Origin of the sequence: Mycobacterium sp. E2238 (genome assembly GCF_001672665.1) — a bacterium.
Lineage (GTDB): Bacteria > Actinomycetota > Actinomycetes > Mycobacteriales > Mycobacteriaceae > Mycobacterium.
On sequence record NZ_LZKF01000110.1, the window covers coordinates 1 to 13,383 of the forward strand.

The window sequence follows — 13,383 nt, forward strand, 5'->3', positions numbered from 1 at the left end:
CTGGCCAACATGAACTCCGACGCGCAGGGCGTGAACCTCACACTGCGCCGGAACGGCAACCTGGTGATCCTCGAGGGTCGCGCGGACCTGACCTCCGTGACCGATCCCGAAGCCGAGGTCGAGCTGACCGTCGCCTTCCCCGGCGTGGTGACCTCCACCAACGGCGACCGGGTCGAGTCCACGGTGGTCTCCTGGAAGCTCAAACCGGGCGTCGTGAGCACCATGACCGCCCAGGCCCGCTACACCGACCCGAACACGCGGTCCCTGACCGGGGCGGGCGTGTGGCTCGGCATCGCGTCGTTCGCCGCGGCCGGCGTCGTCGCCCTGCTGGCCTGGATGAACCGCGACCGTTCGCCGCGGTTCACCGCACCCCGCGACCAGCCGCCGAGCTAGACCCCCGGGCCCGGTGACCAGTACGCCAGCATCTCCGCGAACGTCTGGAAGGCGGGCCCCGACACCCCGTAGGTCGCCTCGAGGTGGATGCTCAGCGGGAAACCCAGCTCGGCCACCCCGTCGATCACGCGCTGGTACAGGTCGACCATGAGCCGGCGCTTCTGGGGCGGTTCGCTGGCGGCCAACCGCTTGACGAACTCCTGCTCCTCGGCGACCACCTGGTTGCCCGGGTCCTGAATCAGCCAGTTGATCAGGCCGACCCGGCTCTCCATCTTCGGGACGAAACCGAACGACAGCAGGATCTCCGGCCGGTGATCGGTGTTCTTGGCGAATTCGCGCAGGAACCCCACGATCGCGTCGGAGTACAGCAGCTGGGTCATGCCGTAGGTCGCGCCCTGGTCGCACTTGAAGTTGAACCGCCCGTGCTCACCCTCGCGGGTGGGAATCAGGATCACGCCGCGGTTGGGCACCAGCTCGCGATAGATCGACAGGGCGTCGGTGGGCGCGACACCGGAGCCCTCCCCGTCGTTCATGGTGCGCGGGACCCCGACGAAAACCACGCCCTCCATCCCGGCCGCGCGCAGATCGGTCAACCGCCGCCGCAGCGTCGGCTCGTCGGAGAAGGCGGTGACCTGCGTGCACAGGCCGTGGATCCCCGGCAGCTCGGGCTTGACGATCGACCAGAAATCCAGCACGTCCAGCTTGGGTTTCATCGTGATGGGACGGTCGTCGTCCTCGGCGATGATGCCCGGGATCATCACGTGCCGGAGCCGGTCGTCCAAACCCGATTCGGCCGAGTACTGCACCACCTTTCGCGCGTCTTCGAGCGCCCGCTCCCGGCCTTCATCGGCGTTGGGCGGCACCAGCTCGAGCGCAATGGTGTTGAGGGTCACGCGGCTTCTCTCCATCCGACGAATGCTTGGGGCATCACCCGGCCGCACACCAGCGGGCGGCCCCGACACCCCAGCCAGCATAGGCGTGGGGGTACCACCCGCTTTCGGGGGAATAGTGAGCCAGTCGAAGCAACCGCGGTCCCCCACCCGCGCGAGGTTGCAAGGATCCCCGGCGCCGCGCCGAATACACTGATCGGGCCTGCCGCACACGCAGACACGTCGACGGAGAAAGGGGCGCCGCGCTGAGCCTGAAAGCTTCAGAAGCAGCGGCAACCGTCGAGTTGACCCGCGCCATCACCGATCGACTGCGGCAGTACTTGCACGACCGGCGCGCCGACACCGCCTACATCGGCGGCGAGTACGAAGACCTCGTCGCCGCCCTCGAAGATTTCGTGCTCAACGGGGGCAAGCGGCTGCGGCCCGCCTTCGCCTACTGGGGCTGGCGCGCCGTGGCGACCGGGGAACCCGATTCCGAAGCGCTGCTGCTGTTTTCCGCGCTGGAGCTGCTGCACGCCTGCGCGCTGGTCCATGACGATGTGATCGACGACTCCTCCACCCGGCGCGGCCGGCCGACCGCTCATGTCCGGTTCGCGGAGCTGCACCGCAATCGGCAGTGGCGCGGCTCCCCGGAGCGGTTCGGCATGTCGGCCGCCATCCTGCTCGGCGACCTCGCGCTGTCCTGGGCCGACGACATCGTTTTCCGCGTGGGCCTGTCACCGGAGGCCGCGCGGCGCGTCCAGCGGGTGTGGGCCGAGATCCGCACCGAGGTGCTGGGCGGTCAATACCTGGACATCGTCGCCGAGGCCAGCGCCGCCGAATCGATCGCGTCCGCGATGAACGTCGACACTTACAAGACGGCCTGCTATACCGTTACGCGACCGCTGCAGCTGGGGGCGGCCGCCGCGGCCGACCGGCCCGACGTGCAGGACGTCTTCGGCCGATTCGGGACGGACCTCGGGGTGGCGTTCCAACTCCGTGATGACGTGCTGGGCGTGTTCGGGGACCCGGCGGTGACCGGCAAGCCGTCGGGCGACGACTTGCGTTCGGGTAAGCGCACCGTGCTGCTGGCCGAGGCGCTGGAGTTGGCGGACAGGTCGGATCCGTTGGCGGCCAACCTGTTACGTGACTCGATCGGCGCGCAGCTGACCGACGCCGAAGTGGACCGGCTGCGTGAGGTCATCGATTCGGTGGGCGCGCTGGCCGCGGCCGAGCGACGCATCGCCGAGCTGACGCAACGGGCGCTGACCGCACTGGCGGCCGCGCCCATCGACGCGGCGGCCAAGGCCGGGTTGTCCGAGCTGGCCAGGATGGCCACCGACCGGTCCGCCTGAGCCGATGACGACGCCGACGCACAGCCCGCCGTCCGACACGCCGGCAACGGAACCGCCTGGCGGTGGCTGGTTTTCGCGGTTGCGCGCATTCACCGCCGCCCCGGAGTCCCGGCCGGCGAAGCTGGGGATGCTCGGTTCGGTCCTGATCACCGTGGGCGGCCTGGGCGCGGGCAGCACCCGGCAACACGACCCGCTGCTGGAGTCGATCCATATGTCCTGGCTGCGTTTCGGCCACGGCCTGGTGTTGTCGTCGGTGGTGTTGTGGACCGGCGTGGGTCTCATGCTGATCGCATGGCTGGGGCTGGGCCGCCGCGTGCTGGCCGGCGAAATGTCCGAGTTCGCGATGAAGGTCACCACCGCCTTCTGGCTGGCGCCGCTGCTGCTGTCGGTGCCCGTCTTCAGCCGGGACACCTATTCGTATCTGGCCCAGGGCGCCCTGCTGCGCGACGGCCTGGATCCCTACGCCGTCGGGCCGGTCGCCAACCCGAACAACCTGCTGGACAACGTAAGTCCGATCTGGACGATCACCACCGCCCCCTACGGCCCGGCGTTCATTCTGGTGGCCAAGCTCGTCACGATGCTCGTCGGCAACAACGTGGTGACCGGAACGGCGCTGCTGCGGCTGTGCATGCTGCCGGGGCTGGCCCTGCTGATTTGGGCCACCCCGCGATTGGCCCGCCACCTGGGCGCCGACGGCTCGACGGCCCTATGGATCTGCGTTCTCAACCCGCTCGTGCTCATCCATCTGATGGGTGGGGTGCACAACGAGATGCTGATGGTGGGACTGATGGCCGCCGGCATCGCGCTGAGTTTCGCCGGTCGCCACGTCCTCGCCACTTGCCTGATCACCGTGGCGATCGCGGTCAAGGCCACCGCCGGGATCGCCCTGCCGTTCATGGTGTGGGTGTGGACACGGCATCTGCGCGACCGCCGCGGGTACCGGCCGGGCTGGGCGTTCGTGGCGGCCACAGCGATATCGCTGCTGGTGTTCGCCGTCGTGTTCGGCATCCTGTCGGCGGTGGCGGGGGTGGGCCTGGGGTGGCTGACCGCGCTGGCCGGGTCCGTGAAGATCATCAACTGGCTGACCGTGCCCACCGCGGCCGCAAACATCATCCACGCCGTGTTCAGCGGCTTCTTCGCGGTGCACTTCTACCCCTTGCTGCGCATCACCCGCCTCATCGGGATCGCGATCATCGCGGTGTCGCTGCCCCTGCTGTGGTGGCGGTTCCGGCGCGACGACCGGGCCGCCCTCACCGGCATCGCGTACTCGATGCTGGTCGTGGTGCTGTTCGTACCGGCGGCCCTGCCGTGGTACTACTCCTGGCCGCTGGCCGTGGTGGCCCCGCTGGCGCAGTCTCGGCGGGCGGTCGCGCTCATCGCCGGTCTGTCGACGTGGGTGATGGTGATCTTCAAACCCGATGGCTCGCACGGGATGTACTCGTGGCTGCACTTCTCGCTGGCCACCGCCTGCGCGCTGATCGCCTGGTACAGCCTCAACCGTGCCCCCGACGAGCGGGCCGACCAAGCGGAAGCCGCCGCTCAGTAAGTCGTCAGTAAGCCATCGCCTGCGCCCGGCGCACGACCTCCCGAGCCTGATGCGCGTGCAGGGCGTCGACGGGGCGGGCGTTGGTGATGGCATCCCGGCTGCCGTCGTGCGTGATCGTCAGCGATGGATCGGGGGTGAACAACCAGCGCACGATCTCGGTGTCGTGGTAGCCGCCGTCGTGCAGGATCGTCAACAGCCCCGGCAGGCTCTTGACCACCTCACCCGATTTGGTGAAGAACACCTGCGGCACCACCAGGCCGCCCTCGCGCTTCACCGCAACCAGGTGGCCTTCCCGAAGTTGCTGCTGGACCTTGCTGACCGAAATCCGGAGCAATTCGGCGACCCGTGGCAGGTCGTAGGTGGGCTCGTCGGGATCCAAAACATCGTCGCCGGCAGGAACACTGCTCACCCGCGCAAGTGTAGGCCCTGGCACGCGGATTGAACCCGCGTTCTGACGCCCAATCGCCCCTCACCCCTACGATGGCCCCGTGGCCGGACCCGGGACGCCAGACCCTTTGGACAGCGCATTGCTGGACGGCCGCTACCTGGTGCAGGCCAAGATCGCCAGCGGTGGCACGTCGACGGTGTACCGCGGCCTCGACACGCGGCTCGACCGCCCCGTCGCGGTGAAGGTGATGGATTCCCGCTACGCCGGCGACGAGCAATTCCTGACCCGGTTTCAGCGCGAGGCCCGCACGGTCGCACGGCTGAAGGACCCCGGCCTGGTCGCGGTCTACGACCAGGGCTTGGACGCCCGGCACCCGTTTCTGGTGATGGAGCTCATCGAGGGCGGCACGTTGCGCGAGTTGCTGGCCGAGCGCGGGCCGATGCCGCCCTACGCCGTGACCGCGGTGCTGCGCCCGGTGTTGGGCGGCCTGGCCGCCGCGCACCGGGCCGGTCTGGTCCATCGCGACGTCAAGCCCGAGAACGTGCTGATCTCCGACGACGGCGACGTGAAGATCGCCGATTTCGGCCTGGTCCGTGCCGTCGCGGCCGCTGGAATCACCTCCACGAGCGTGATTTTGGGAACCGCGGCCTACCTGTCGCCCGAACAGGTGCGCCACGGCGACGCCAGCCCCCGCAGCGACGTGTACTCCGCGGGGATTCTCACCTACGAGCTGCTGACCGGGCGCACCCCGTTCACCGGCGACTCCGCGTTGTCGATCGCCTACCAACGGCTGGACACCGATGTACCGCCGCCCAGTGCCGCGATCGACGGAGTGCCCCCGCAGTTCGACGAGTTCGTGCGGCGCGCGACCGCGCGCGACCCGGGCGACCGCTTCGCCGACGCGATCGAGATGGGCGCCGAACTCGACGCGATCGCCGAAGAGCTTGCGCTGCCGGACTTTCGGGTTCCGGCGCCGCGCAACTCCGCGCAGCACCGGTCGGCGGCCCTGCAGCACAGCCGAATGGGCCAGCCCCCAGCCGCACCGGTCCGCAACCCCACCCGCCAGCTGACCCGCGGCCCCGAGGACTGGTCCGAGCCGCAGCGCCCGCCGCAATCCGACGACGAGCCCGACGACTACCAATACCAGCCCGTCACAGGGGAATTCGCCGGGATTCCGATCAGTGAATTCGCGTACGCCCGGCAGCACGGCCGGCGCATGGTGCTGATCTGGGTGGCGCTGGTGCTGGCGCTGACCGGGCTGGTCGCCACCGCCGCGTGGACGATCGGGACCAACCTGAACGGGCTACTGGCGGGCTAGTCGCGCAGCATCTCCGCGACCAGGAAGGCCAACTCCAGCGACTGCTGGGTGTTCAGCCGCGGGTCGCATGCCGTCTCGTAGCGCCCCGCGAGGTCCAGGTCCGAAATGTCTTGCGCCCCACCAAGGCATTCCGTGACGTCCTCGCCGGTGATCTCGACGTGGATGCCACCCGGGTGCGTGCCCAGCGCGCGGTGCACCTCGAAGAAGCCCTGCACCTCGTCGACGACGCGGTCGAAGTGCCGGGTCTTGTATCCGTTGGACGACTCGTGGGTGTTGCCGTGCATGGGGTCGCACTGCCAGATCACCTGGTGACCGGTCGCCTGGACCTTCTCGACGATGGGCGGCAGCAGATCGCGCACCTTGTTGTTGCCCATTCGGCTAACCAATGTCAACCGGCCCGGCTTGTTGTGCGGGTCAAGCCGTTCCACGTATTCGACGGCCAGCTCCGGGGTCATCGTCGGACCGATCTTGACCCCGATCGGGTTGGCGATCACCTCCGCGAACGCGATGTGCGCGCCGTCGAGCTGGCGCGTCCGCTCACCGATCCAGACGGTGTGCGCCGACAGGTCGAACAACTGCGGCTCCCCGTCCTCGCTCTCCGACAACCGCAGCATGGCCCGCTCGTAGTCGAGCACCAAAGCCTCATGGCTGGCGTAGATTTCGGCGGTCTGCAGGTTGCGGTCGGCCACGCCGCAGGCGCTCATGAACCGCAGACCGCGGTCGATCTCGGTCGCCAGCGCCTCGTAGCGGGCGCCGGCCGGCGACGTCCGGACGAACTCCCGGTTCCAGTCGTGGACCAGGTGCAGCGACGCCAGGCCCGACGATGTCAGCGCCCGCACCAGGTTCATCGCCGCGCTGGCGTTGGCGTACGCGCGGACCAGCCGCGACGGGTCATGCTCGCGCGCGGCCGCATCCGGGGCGAAGCCGTTGATCATGTCGCCGCGGTAGGACCGCAACCCCAGGGCGTCGATGTCGGCCGACCGCGGCTTGGCGTACTGGCCGGCGATGCGGGCCACCTTGACCACCGGCATGCTGGCGCCGTAGGTCAGCACCACGGCCATCTGCAGCAGGGCGCGGATGTTGCCGCGGATGTGGGGTTCGGTGTTGTCGGTGAACGTCTCCGCGCAGTCGCCGCCCTGCAGTAGGAACGCCTCACCCTTGGCGACCTGGGCCAGCTGCTCCTGCAGCCGGACGATCTCCGAGGGCACCGTCACCGGCGGCACGCTCTCGAGGACCGTGCGCATCGCCGCCGCCTCGTCGGCCGGCCAACTGGGTTGCTGGGCGGCCGGCTTGGCCAGTGCGGCGTCCAGCCGCGCCCGCAGGTCGTTCGGCAGCGGGGGCAGCGACGGCAGCTGGTCGATCGGGATGTCGACGGTCCAGTTCATCGGTCCATGGTAACCGGGCCGCGAGGGTGACTGATCAGCGCGAACGTCGTCCGGGCGGGCTCAGGCCGATGCTCCGCCGTTCGGATAGTCCCCGCGGCCGTCCACCTCCGCCGAGGTGATCAGCCGGAATCGGCGCATCTGGTCGCGGGCGTCGACCAGTGCGTCGTGTGCATCGCGCGACCGCGGCGGCATGGGCGGGCAGCCCCGGTCCTCCCACAATTGCCGCAAGTCCCGGGTGAACCGGGGCAGCGCCCGCGGCAGCTCGGGCATCGTGCCCCACAGCTGGCACAAGGCCACGTGGTCGTAGGCGCCGATCCACGCCCACAGTTCGATGGGATCGGCGCCCTGGATGTCGAAGAAATCCTCGAGGTCCGCGCGGATCTGCCTGCGCGAACGCCACACCTGCGACGACGGGGGCGGCAGCTTGGGCAGCACGTTGGCGCGCACCCAGCCGCCGGCGCGCTCGGGATCGAACTCCGTGGACACGGCGTAGTACTCGCGGCCGTCCTCGGCGACCACCCCGATGGAGATCAACTCGATGGTGCGGCCGTCCTCGATGAATTCGGTGTCGTAGAAGTACCGCACCGGCGAAAGCCTATCTGCTGACCAGGATGGGCCCCGTCGGCGGCGGTGCCGCGTGCACGTCGTGGTCGAGCTGGGCGTCGACCGCGCGTTCGTCGGGTAGGCGGGGCGTGCCCGCGATCGCGCACTGCAGATACAGCTTGGCCCGCACCACCGGGCGGCGCAGCGTCCGTTCGCGTTGCAGCGCGCGGCGCATCTTCTCCGGTTGGTTGGTGTAGCGCCAGCGGGCCCAGGGCGCATGCGGGCGGGACAGCCGGACCGCGCCGATGACGAGCAGCACGACGATGAACATGCCGAGCAGCCCGGTCCACACCTTGCCCTTGAGCACCACGATCACCGCCAGCGGCAGGGTCAACACCAGTCCGCCGGCCACCGCGGCGCGCAGCGGCCAGGAGTCGGTGCCTTCCCAGATCGGCAGGAAGAACATCAGCGGGTGCAGGCCCATGATCAACAGCCCGGCCACCCCTACCGCGGCGAACACGGCGTCCACCGAAGTGCGCCCGTCCTCAGACCAGTAGACGTCGGCCAGGTGCAGGATCAACGCGTACTCGTCGAGCACCAGGGCCGCGCCGATGCCGAAAAATATTGCGGACAGGGTGAATTCGGGCTCGTGTCCGTCGATGGACAGGGTGACCAAGGTCAGGCCGGAGAGCAACACCAGGACGACGCCGAACGTCACGTGGTGGATGTGAACGCCGCTGACGTGGACGTTGCGCGGGTGCCACCACCTGGTCGGACGGCCGCTGTCGGCGCGGTGGCGGATGAAACGCACGAACGTGCGCGTGACGAAAAACGTCAGGATGAACGCCACCAGGCAGCACAGCAGGGGCAACCGGCCGCCCTCGAGGATGTCGTGCGCGAACCAGCGCGTCACCCGCAGCACGAACCAGTGGAGCACTCTTGAAACGTACGCCTGTGGGCATCGACACCGCCGGAAGCCGCGCGGAGCGACGTACCACGTCCGCGCACCGATTACGCTGTTGTGCGACATGAGTAGATGGCGGGCGCCCGACGTGGGCCACCCAAGCAAACGTGGCCCGGGGCAGGTCCTGTTGTGGTGCGGTCTCTGGCTGTTGGCGGCGGCGGGGCTGGGCTACGTGGCCTGGCAGCTGTTCGGGCACATTCCCTATCGCATCGATATCGACGTGTATCAGATGGGTGCGCAGGCGTGGATGCAGGGGCATTCGCTGTACCAGGGTGATGTGCTGTTCCACACACCGATCGGGCTCAATCTGCCGTTCACCTATCCCCCGCTGGCGGCGATCGTGTTCTGCCCGTTCGCCTGGCTGCACATGCCGGCCGCCAGCGTCGCCATCACGGCGCTGACGTTGGTGCTCCTGGTGGTGTCCACCGTGATCGTGCTGACCCGCCTCGACGTCTGGGCCGCGTCGACGGCGCTGCCCGGTCCGGCCTGGCTGCGCCGCTGGTGGCTGGCCATCGTCATCACGTTGGCGGCGACGATCTGGCTGGAACCCATCACCTCGAACTTCGCCTTCGGCCAGATCAACGTCGTGTTGATGACCCTGGTGATCGCCGACTGCCTGCCACGCCGCACGCCATGGCCGCGCGGGCTGCTGCTGGGGCTGGGTATCGCGCTCAAACTCACGCCGGCGGTGTTCCTGCTCTACTTCTTGCTGCGTCGGGACAACCGCGCGGCACTCACGGCCGTGGCGTCCTTCGTGGTGACGACGGCGGTGGGTTTCGTTCTGGCATGGCGTGATTCGTGGGAGTACTGGACGCACACCCTGCCGCACACCGATCGGATCGGCGAGGCGGCGCTGAACACCGATCAAAACATCGCCGGGGCCCTGGCCCGGCTCGGGCTGGGTGAACAACAGCGCTTCGTGCTGTGGGTGGTGGCCTCGCTGCTCGTGCTCGCGCTGACGGTGTGGGCGATGCGCAGGGTGCTGAGGGCCGACGAGCCAGTGCTGGCGGTCATCTGCGTCGCGTTGTTCGGGTTGATGGTCTCCCCGGTCTCGTGGTCACACCACTGGGTGTGGGGGTTGCCCACGGTCGTGGTGCTCGCCGTGCTGGCGTGGCGGCGCCGCAACGTGACGCTGGCCGTGGTCGGCGCCGCGGGGGTGGCGCTGATGAGATGGTCGCCGATCGACCTGCTGCCCAAGCATCACGAGGCGACCGCGGTCTGGTGGCGTCAGCTCGCCGGGATGTCCTACGTGTGGTGGGCACTGGCCGTCATCGTCGCGGCCGGGCTTACCGTCACCGCCCGCAAGCCGTCGCGGGATTCGGCGCCGCAGGAACTGACGCCGGTGACAGCGTCCGGCTAGCCGAGCCCGCGGATCAGCCGGCGGCGGTTTCCGGGATGCGGGCGGCCTCGCTGGTCGATCCCTCGCCGTTGCGGTTTTCCTTGACGCTGGCGGCGTAGATGTCGACGTACTCCTGGCCGGAGAGTCCCATCAGCTCGTAGATCACCTCGTCGGTGACCGCGCGCTCGATGAAGCGGTTGCCGGCCAGCCCCTCGAAACGGGAGAAGTCCATCGGCTTGCCGAAGCGCACGGTGACCCGCCCGAAGCGCAACATGTTCGTCCCCGGCGGGTTGACGACGTTGGTGCCGATCATCGCCACCGGGATCACCGGCACGCCGGTGTGCAGGGCCAGCCGCGCCAGACCGGTCTTGCCCTTGTACAGCCGGCCGTCCGGCGAACGGGTGCCTTCCGGGTACATCCCCAGCAGCTTGCCCGTCGAGAGCAGCCGCTCGGCGGTGGTCAGTGCGGCCTGCGCGCTGTCGGCGTCGGTGCGGTCGATCGGCACCTGGCCCACGGCGGTGAAAAACCAGCGCTGAAACCAGCCCTTCAGGCCGGTCCCGGTGAAGTATTCGGCCTTCGCCAGGAAGGTGATCCGGCGGCGCACCACCAGCGGCAGGTAGAAGCTGTCCATCACCGCCAGGTGATTACTCGCCAAGATCACCGGGCCGGAGCTCGGAATGTGTTCCAGGCCTTCAACTTTCGGCCGACCGAGCAAGGCCAGCAACGGGCCGAGCAGTACGTACTTGAATAGCCAGTACCACATGGCCCTCCCTCTCGCCCGCCCGCCGGTGTTCTGCGCCAACTGTACCCACCGCACGCGCAGGGGACCACCTTCGACGCCCCGGGGTCACTCCTCGACGGTGACGGGGATGGGCTGATACCGGGTCCTGGTCGCGGCGTCTGGAGGCTCCGCCCCGGTGGCGCCGTCGCCGGGTGGACCGTCGGGCGGCGGTTTCGCGGCGCCGTGGATGTCGTCGAGCATGGCCCGGACCACCTCGAGCAGCGCGATGCTGTGGTCGGCGATGACGGTGATCAGCGGGTGCTGCTCACCGGTCGCCAGTGCGGCCAGCGCGCATACCGGGCACCACACCTGTTGACACTTGCCGGTCCCGGCTCCCCGGCCCGCCGTCAGCGCGGCGGCCGTCCGCACCGCCGGGTCGATGCCGTCCAGGATTGTCTGGGCGAGCCTGCGCAGCTCCGGACCGATATCCGAATGACCCCCACTCACTTAGGCCACACCTCCGGATCTGGTCGAAATCGCACCGTCAGCTCGTTACCCCGCAATTGTGCGTCCAGCACCGTGCAGCGCCGGAGCACGGACGCCAACCTAACCCTGCGCCGCAGTCCGCCGGCGCTGATGATCAGGTCGTCGTCGACGCGCCCCAGCGTCAGCGTCGACGGATCGAGTTGCGGCAACGCTAGCCGCATTCGATAAATCGAACCAAGTCCCGTCCCGGATTCGAGGTCCACCGTCGGCCGCAACGGTCCCGGCGGCGGCGCCCCACCACGACGACGCGCGGAGTCGAGCAACTCGCCCAGGGCCTTCGGGCCGATCGGCTCCCCGGACAGGTGCGGAGTCAACACCAGAGCCACCTCACCAATGGTGGCGTCGAGCTCGTCGAGAACACCACGTTGTTCGGAAATGCGTTCGGCGTACCAGTAAAACGCGGGATGCTCCGGTAGGTTGCGGTATTCGTAAGACGCGTCTTCGGTCAGAACCTGGTTGACGATCAACTCCTCGACGCGCACACCCATCAACGCCAGCGAACCCAGCGTCCGGGCCGCCTCCGCAGCGACCACCCGCTCCGGCGTCAATACCAAATGCGCGCCGACCAATTCGCCGTCGGTCAGCAGGGTGCTGAGCTCCTCGACGCTGGCGCTGATGCGCTCCAGCAGCTCCACCATCGCCGCCGACCGGGAGTCGTCGGCGCCGACGGCCAGCCGCCGATGGCGCGGCCACGCGCGCTCGACGTAGAGCCCGAAGGTGGCGGGCAGGGTCAACATCCGCAGTGCGTCGGCGGTCGAGGCGCAGTCGACGACGACGCGATCCCAGCGGCCCGAGACGGCGAGCTCGCCGACGGCGTGCAGACCGAGCACTTCCTGAACACCGGGAAACGCCGAAAGTTCCTCGGGCGCAATGGTATTCAGCTCGGTGTCGGGAAACCGCCGATCCAGCGTGTCGACCACGTCGCTCCAGCGGACCTCGAGCAGGGCCAAGGTGTCCAGCGCGAGCGCGTCCAGAAAGCCGCCGCCGGCCTGCTCGTCGTCGGCAAGGACCCGAACCAGTTCGCCCTGGCTGGGCGGGACGGGCACACCCAGCACGTCACCGAGAGAGTGCGCCTGATCGGTCGACACCACCAGCACCCGTTGCCCGGCGCTTGCGGCACCGACTGCCGTCGCGCAGGCCAGCGTGGACTTTCCTACCCCGCCCTTGCCAACGAAGAGGCTGATTCGGGCCGGGGTGGGCGCCCGCGATTCACTGGACTCACTCAGCCCTCGACTCGTTTCTTCAGATCCTTCAACGCGGTGTCGGTCAACCGGCGCTCGGCCTTGCGCTTGAGCAGACCGATCATGGGCACGGCGAGGTCAACCGAGAGCTCGTAGGTGACCTCGGTGCCAGATCCCTTGGGCGCCAAACGGTACGTGCCCTCCAGCGAACGCAGCAGCGAGCTGGAGACCAGGGTCCAACTGACCGATTGCCGGTCCTTGGGCCACTGGTAGGAAATGACCATCGTGTCCTTGAGCACGGCGGCGTCCAGCACCACCCGCGCCACTTTGGGATAGCCGTCGGCGTCCTTCTCCTGGACCTCGGCTTCCCGGTATTCCGAGATCCACTGCGGGTAGGAATCGATATCCGCGATGACGCCCATCACCGTGCCCGGGTCGGCGTCGATGTAAATGGTCTGCGACGTCTTCTCCGCCACCTGGTGCTGCCCTCTCTCCCGCAAGCGGTCGACGCCGCCGGCGGGGAAACTACCGTGCGGGTCTAACCCCGGGCCTCCGGTCCGAAACGGTACTCTGCCCGCAAACCTGACCCGGCTAAACTACCGGAGAAACTCCGACCGGACGCGACCGTTCCAATGTCGTCTTGACCTCAAAGGCCATTTTCTTTCCCGCCACCCGACGGCGGTGCGTCATTTTCGCCAGATTCAGCTTGGCCAACTGCCAGGCCGCCACCCCGGTGGGTTCGGCGTGCAGGAAGTAATGCAGCACCACCCCGTCCAGCGACGGCTCCAGCCAGATCTCCATGGTTCCGGTCAGCGCGCCGGTGACCGCCCAGCGG

At 68.6% G+C, this 13,383-nt stretch carries 13 protein-coding genes and 2 pseudogenes; 5 read left to right on the forward strand and 10 right to left on the reverse strand.

Features of this window, described 5'->3' with window-relative positions; all coding sequences use genetic code 11:
- Nucleotides 1-393, forward strand: a pseudogene (locus tag A5711_RS09505) (DUF3153 domain-containing protein); the annotation flags it as partial.
- Here the strand turns inward: A5711_RS09505 and A5711_RS09510 are convergent.
- Entirely contained in the window at nucleotides 390-1,286 is an 897-nt protein-coding gene (locus A5711_RS09510) for a mycobacterial-type methylenetetrahydrofolate reductase (protein WP_067945805.1), read from the reverse strand. The pseudogene A5711_RS09505 and the gene A5711_RS09510 overlap by 4 nt on opposite strands.
- A gap of 281 nt (nucleotides 1,287-1,567) precedes the next feature.
- Between A5711_RS09510 and idsA2 the strand changes: the two genes are divergently transcribed.
- A complete protein-coding gene (gene idsA2, locus A5711_RS09515; RefSeq protein WP_067945807.1) occupies nucleotides 1,568-2,617 on the forward strand; it encodes a bifunctional (2E,6E)-farnesyl/geranyl diphosphate synthase in 1,050 nt (349 codons plus the stop codon).
- Nucleotides 2,618-2,621: 4 nt separating this feature from the next.
- Complete coding sequence (locus A5711_RS09520; RefSeq protein WP_067945809.1) at nucleotides 2,622-4,163, forward strand: alpha-(1->6)-mannopyranosyltransferase A; 1,542 nt, start codon at nucleotides 2,622-2,624, stop codon at nucleotides 4,161-4,163.
- Nucleotides 4,164-4,167: 4 nt separating this feature from the next.
- On the opposite strand, the gene A5711_RS09525 is transcribed toward A5711_RS09520, so the two are convergent.
- Nucleotides 4,168-4,572, reverse strand: coding sequence for an Rv2175c family DNA-binding protein (locus A5711_RS09525; protein WP_067945811.1), 405 nt, complete (start codon nucleotides 4,570-4,572; stop codon nucleotides 4,168-4,170).
- 79 nt (nucleotides 4,573-4,651) lie between these two features.
- On the opposite strand from A5711_RS09525, the gene A5711_RS09530 reads away from it, so the two are divergent.
- Entirely contained in the window at nucleotides 4,652-5,869 is a 1,218-nt protein-coding gene (locus tag A5711_RS09530) for a protein kinase (RefSeq protein WP_197500940.1), read from the forward strand.
- Here A5711_RS09530 and A5711_RS09535 read toward each other — a convergent pair.
- The 3 genes from A5711_RS09535 to A5711_RS09545 are packed head-to-tail and all read right to left on the reverse strand — an operon-like array spanning nucleotide 5,866 to nucleotide 8,716.
- Entirely contained in the window at nucleotides 5,866-7,254 is a 1,389-nt protein-coding gene (locus A5711_RS09535; RefSeq protein WP_067945815.1) for a class II 3-deoxy-7-phosphoheptulonate synthase, read from the reverse strand. The two genes, A5711_RS09530 and A5711_RS09535, sit on opposite strands and share 4 nt — an antisense overlap.
- A gap of 60 nt (nucleotides 7,255-7,314) precedes the next feature.
- The gene (locus A5711_RS09540) at nucleotides 7,315-7,839 is read right to left on the reverse strand and encodes a polyadenylate-specific 3'-exoribonuclease AS (RefSeq protein ID WP_067945817.1); all 525 of its coding nucleotides are present in this window, start codon (nucleotides 7,837-7,839) and stop codon (nucleotides 7,315-7,317) included.
- A gap of 10 nt (nucleotides 7,840-7,849) precedes the next feature.
- Entirely contained in the window at nucleotides 7,850-8,716 is an 867-nt protein-coding gene (locus A5711_RS09545) for a hypothetical protein (RefSeq protein ID WP_197520764.1), read from the reverse strand.
- A gap of 109 nt (nucleotides 8,717-8,825) precedes the next feature.
- Between A5711_RS09545 and A5711_RS09550 the strand changes: the two genes are divergently transcribed.
- Nucleotides 8,826-10,121, forward strand: a complete 1,296-nt coding sequence (locus tag A5711_RS09550; protein ID WP_067945820.1) for a glycosyltransferase 87 family protein — start codon at nucleotides 8,826-8,828, stop codon at nucleotides 10,119-10,121.
- A 13-nt stretch (nucleotides 10,122-10,134) separates the two neighbouring features.
- Here A5711_RS09550 and A5711_RS09555 read toward each other — a convergent pair whose 3' ends face one another.
- The 5 genes and pseudogenes from A5711_RS09555 to A5711_RS09575 all read right to left on the reverse strand — a co-directional run.
- Complete coding sequence (locus A5711_RS09555; protein ID WP_067945822.1) at nucleotides 10,135-10,863, reverse strand: 1-acyl-sn-glycerol-3-phosphate acyltransferase; 729 nt, start codon at nucleotides 10,861-10,863, stop codon at nucleotides 10,135-10,137.
- Nucleotides 10,864-10,947: 84 nt separating this feature from the next.
- Entirely contained in the window at nucleotides 10,948-11,328 is a 381-nt protein-coding gene (locus tag A5711_RS09560) for a hypothetical protein (RefSeq protein ID WP_067945824.1), read from the reverse strand.
- The gene (locus A5711_RS09565; RefSeq protein ID WP_197520765.1) at nucleotides 11,325-12,593 is read right to left on the reverse strand and encodes an ArsA family ATPase; all 1,269 of its coding nucleotides are present in this window, start codon (nucleotides 12,591-12,593) and stop codon (nucleotides 11,325-11,327) included. Before A5711_RS09565 ends, A5711_RS09560 begins: the two co-directional genes overlap by 4 nt.
- On the reverse strand, nucleotides 12,590-13,024 hold the full coding sequence (locus A5711_RS09570) for an SRPBCC family protein (RefSeq protein ID WP_067945829.1): 435 nt from the start codon (nucleotides 13,022-13,024) through the stop codon (nucleotides 12,590-12,592). Before A5711_RS09570 ends, A5711_RS09565 begins: the two co-directional genes overlap by 4 nt.
- A 115-nt stretch (nucleotides 13,025-13,139) precedes the next feature.
- Nucleotides 13,140-13,383, reverse strand: a pseudogene (locus tag A5711_RS09575) (polyketide cyclase / dehydrase and lipid transport); the annotation flags it as partial.

Excerpts from the sequence above, each read along its gene's own strand:
- A5711_RS09520 (WP_067945809.1), top strand. The coding sequence starts at position 2,622 with ATGACGACGCCGACGCACAGCCCGCCGTCCGACACGCCGGCAACGGAA.
- A5711_RS09555 (WP_067945822.1), bottom strand. The coding sequence starts at position 10,863 with ATGTGGTACTGGCTATTCAAGTACGTACTGCTCGGCCCGTTGCTGGCC.
- A5711_RS09550 (WP_067945820.1), top strand. The coding sequence starts at position 8,826 with ATGAGTAGATGGCGGGCGCCCGACGTGGGCCACCCAAGCAAACGTGGC.
- A5711_RS09535 (WP_067945815.1), bottom strand. The coding sequence starts at position 7,254 with ATGAACTGGACCGTCGACATCCCGATCGACCAGCTGCCGTCGCTGCCC.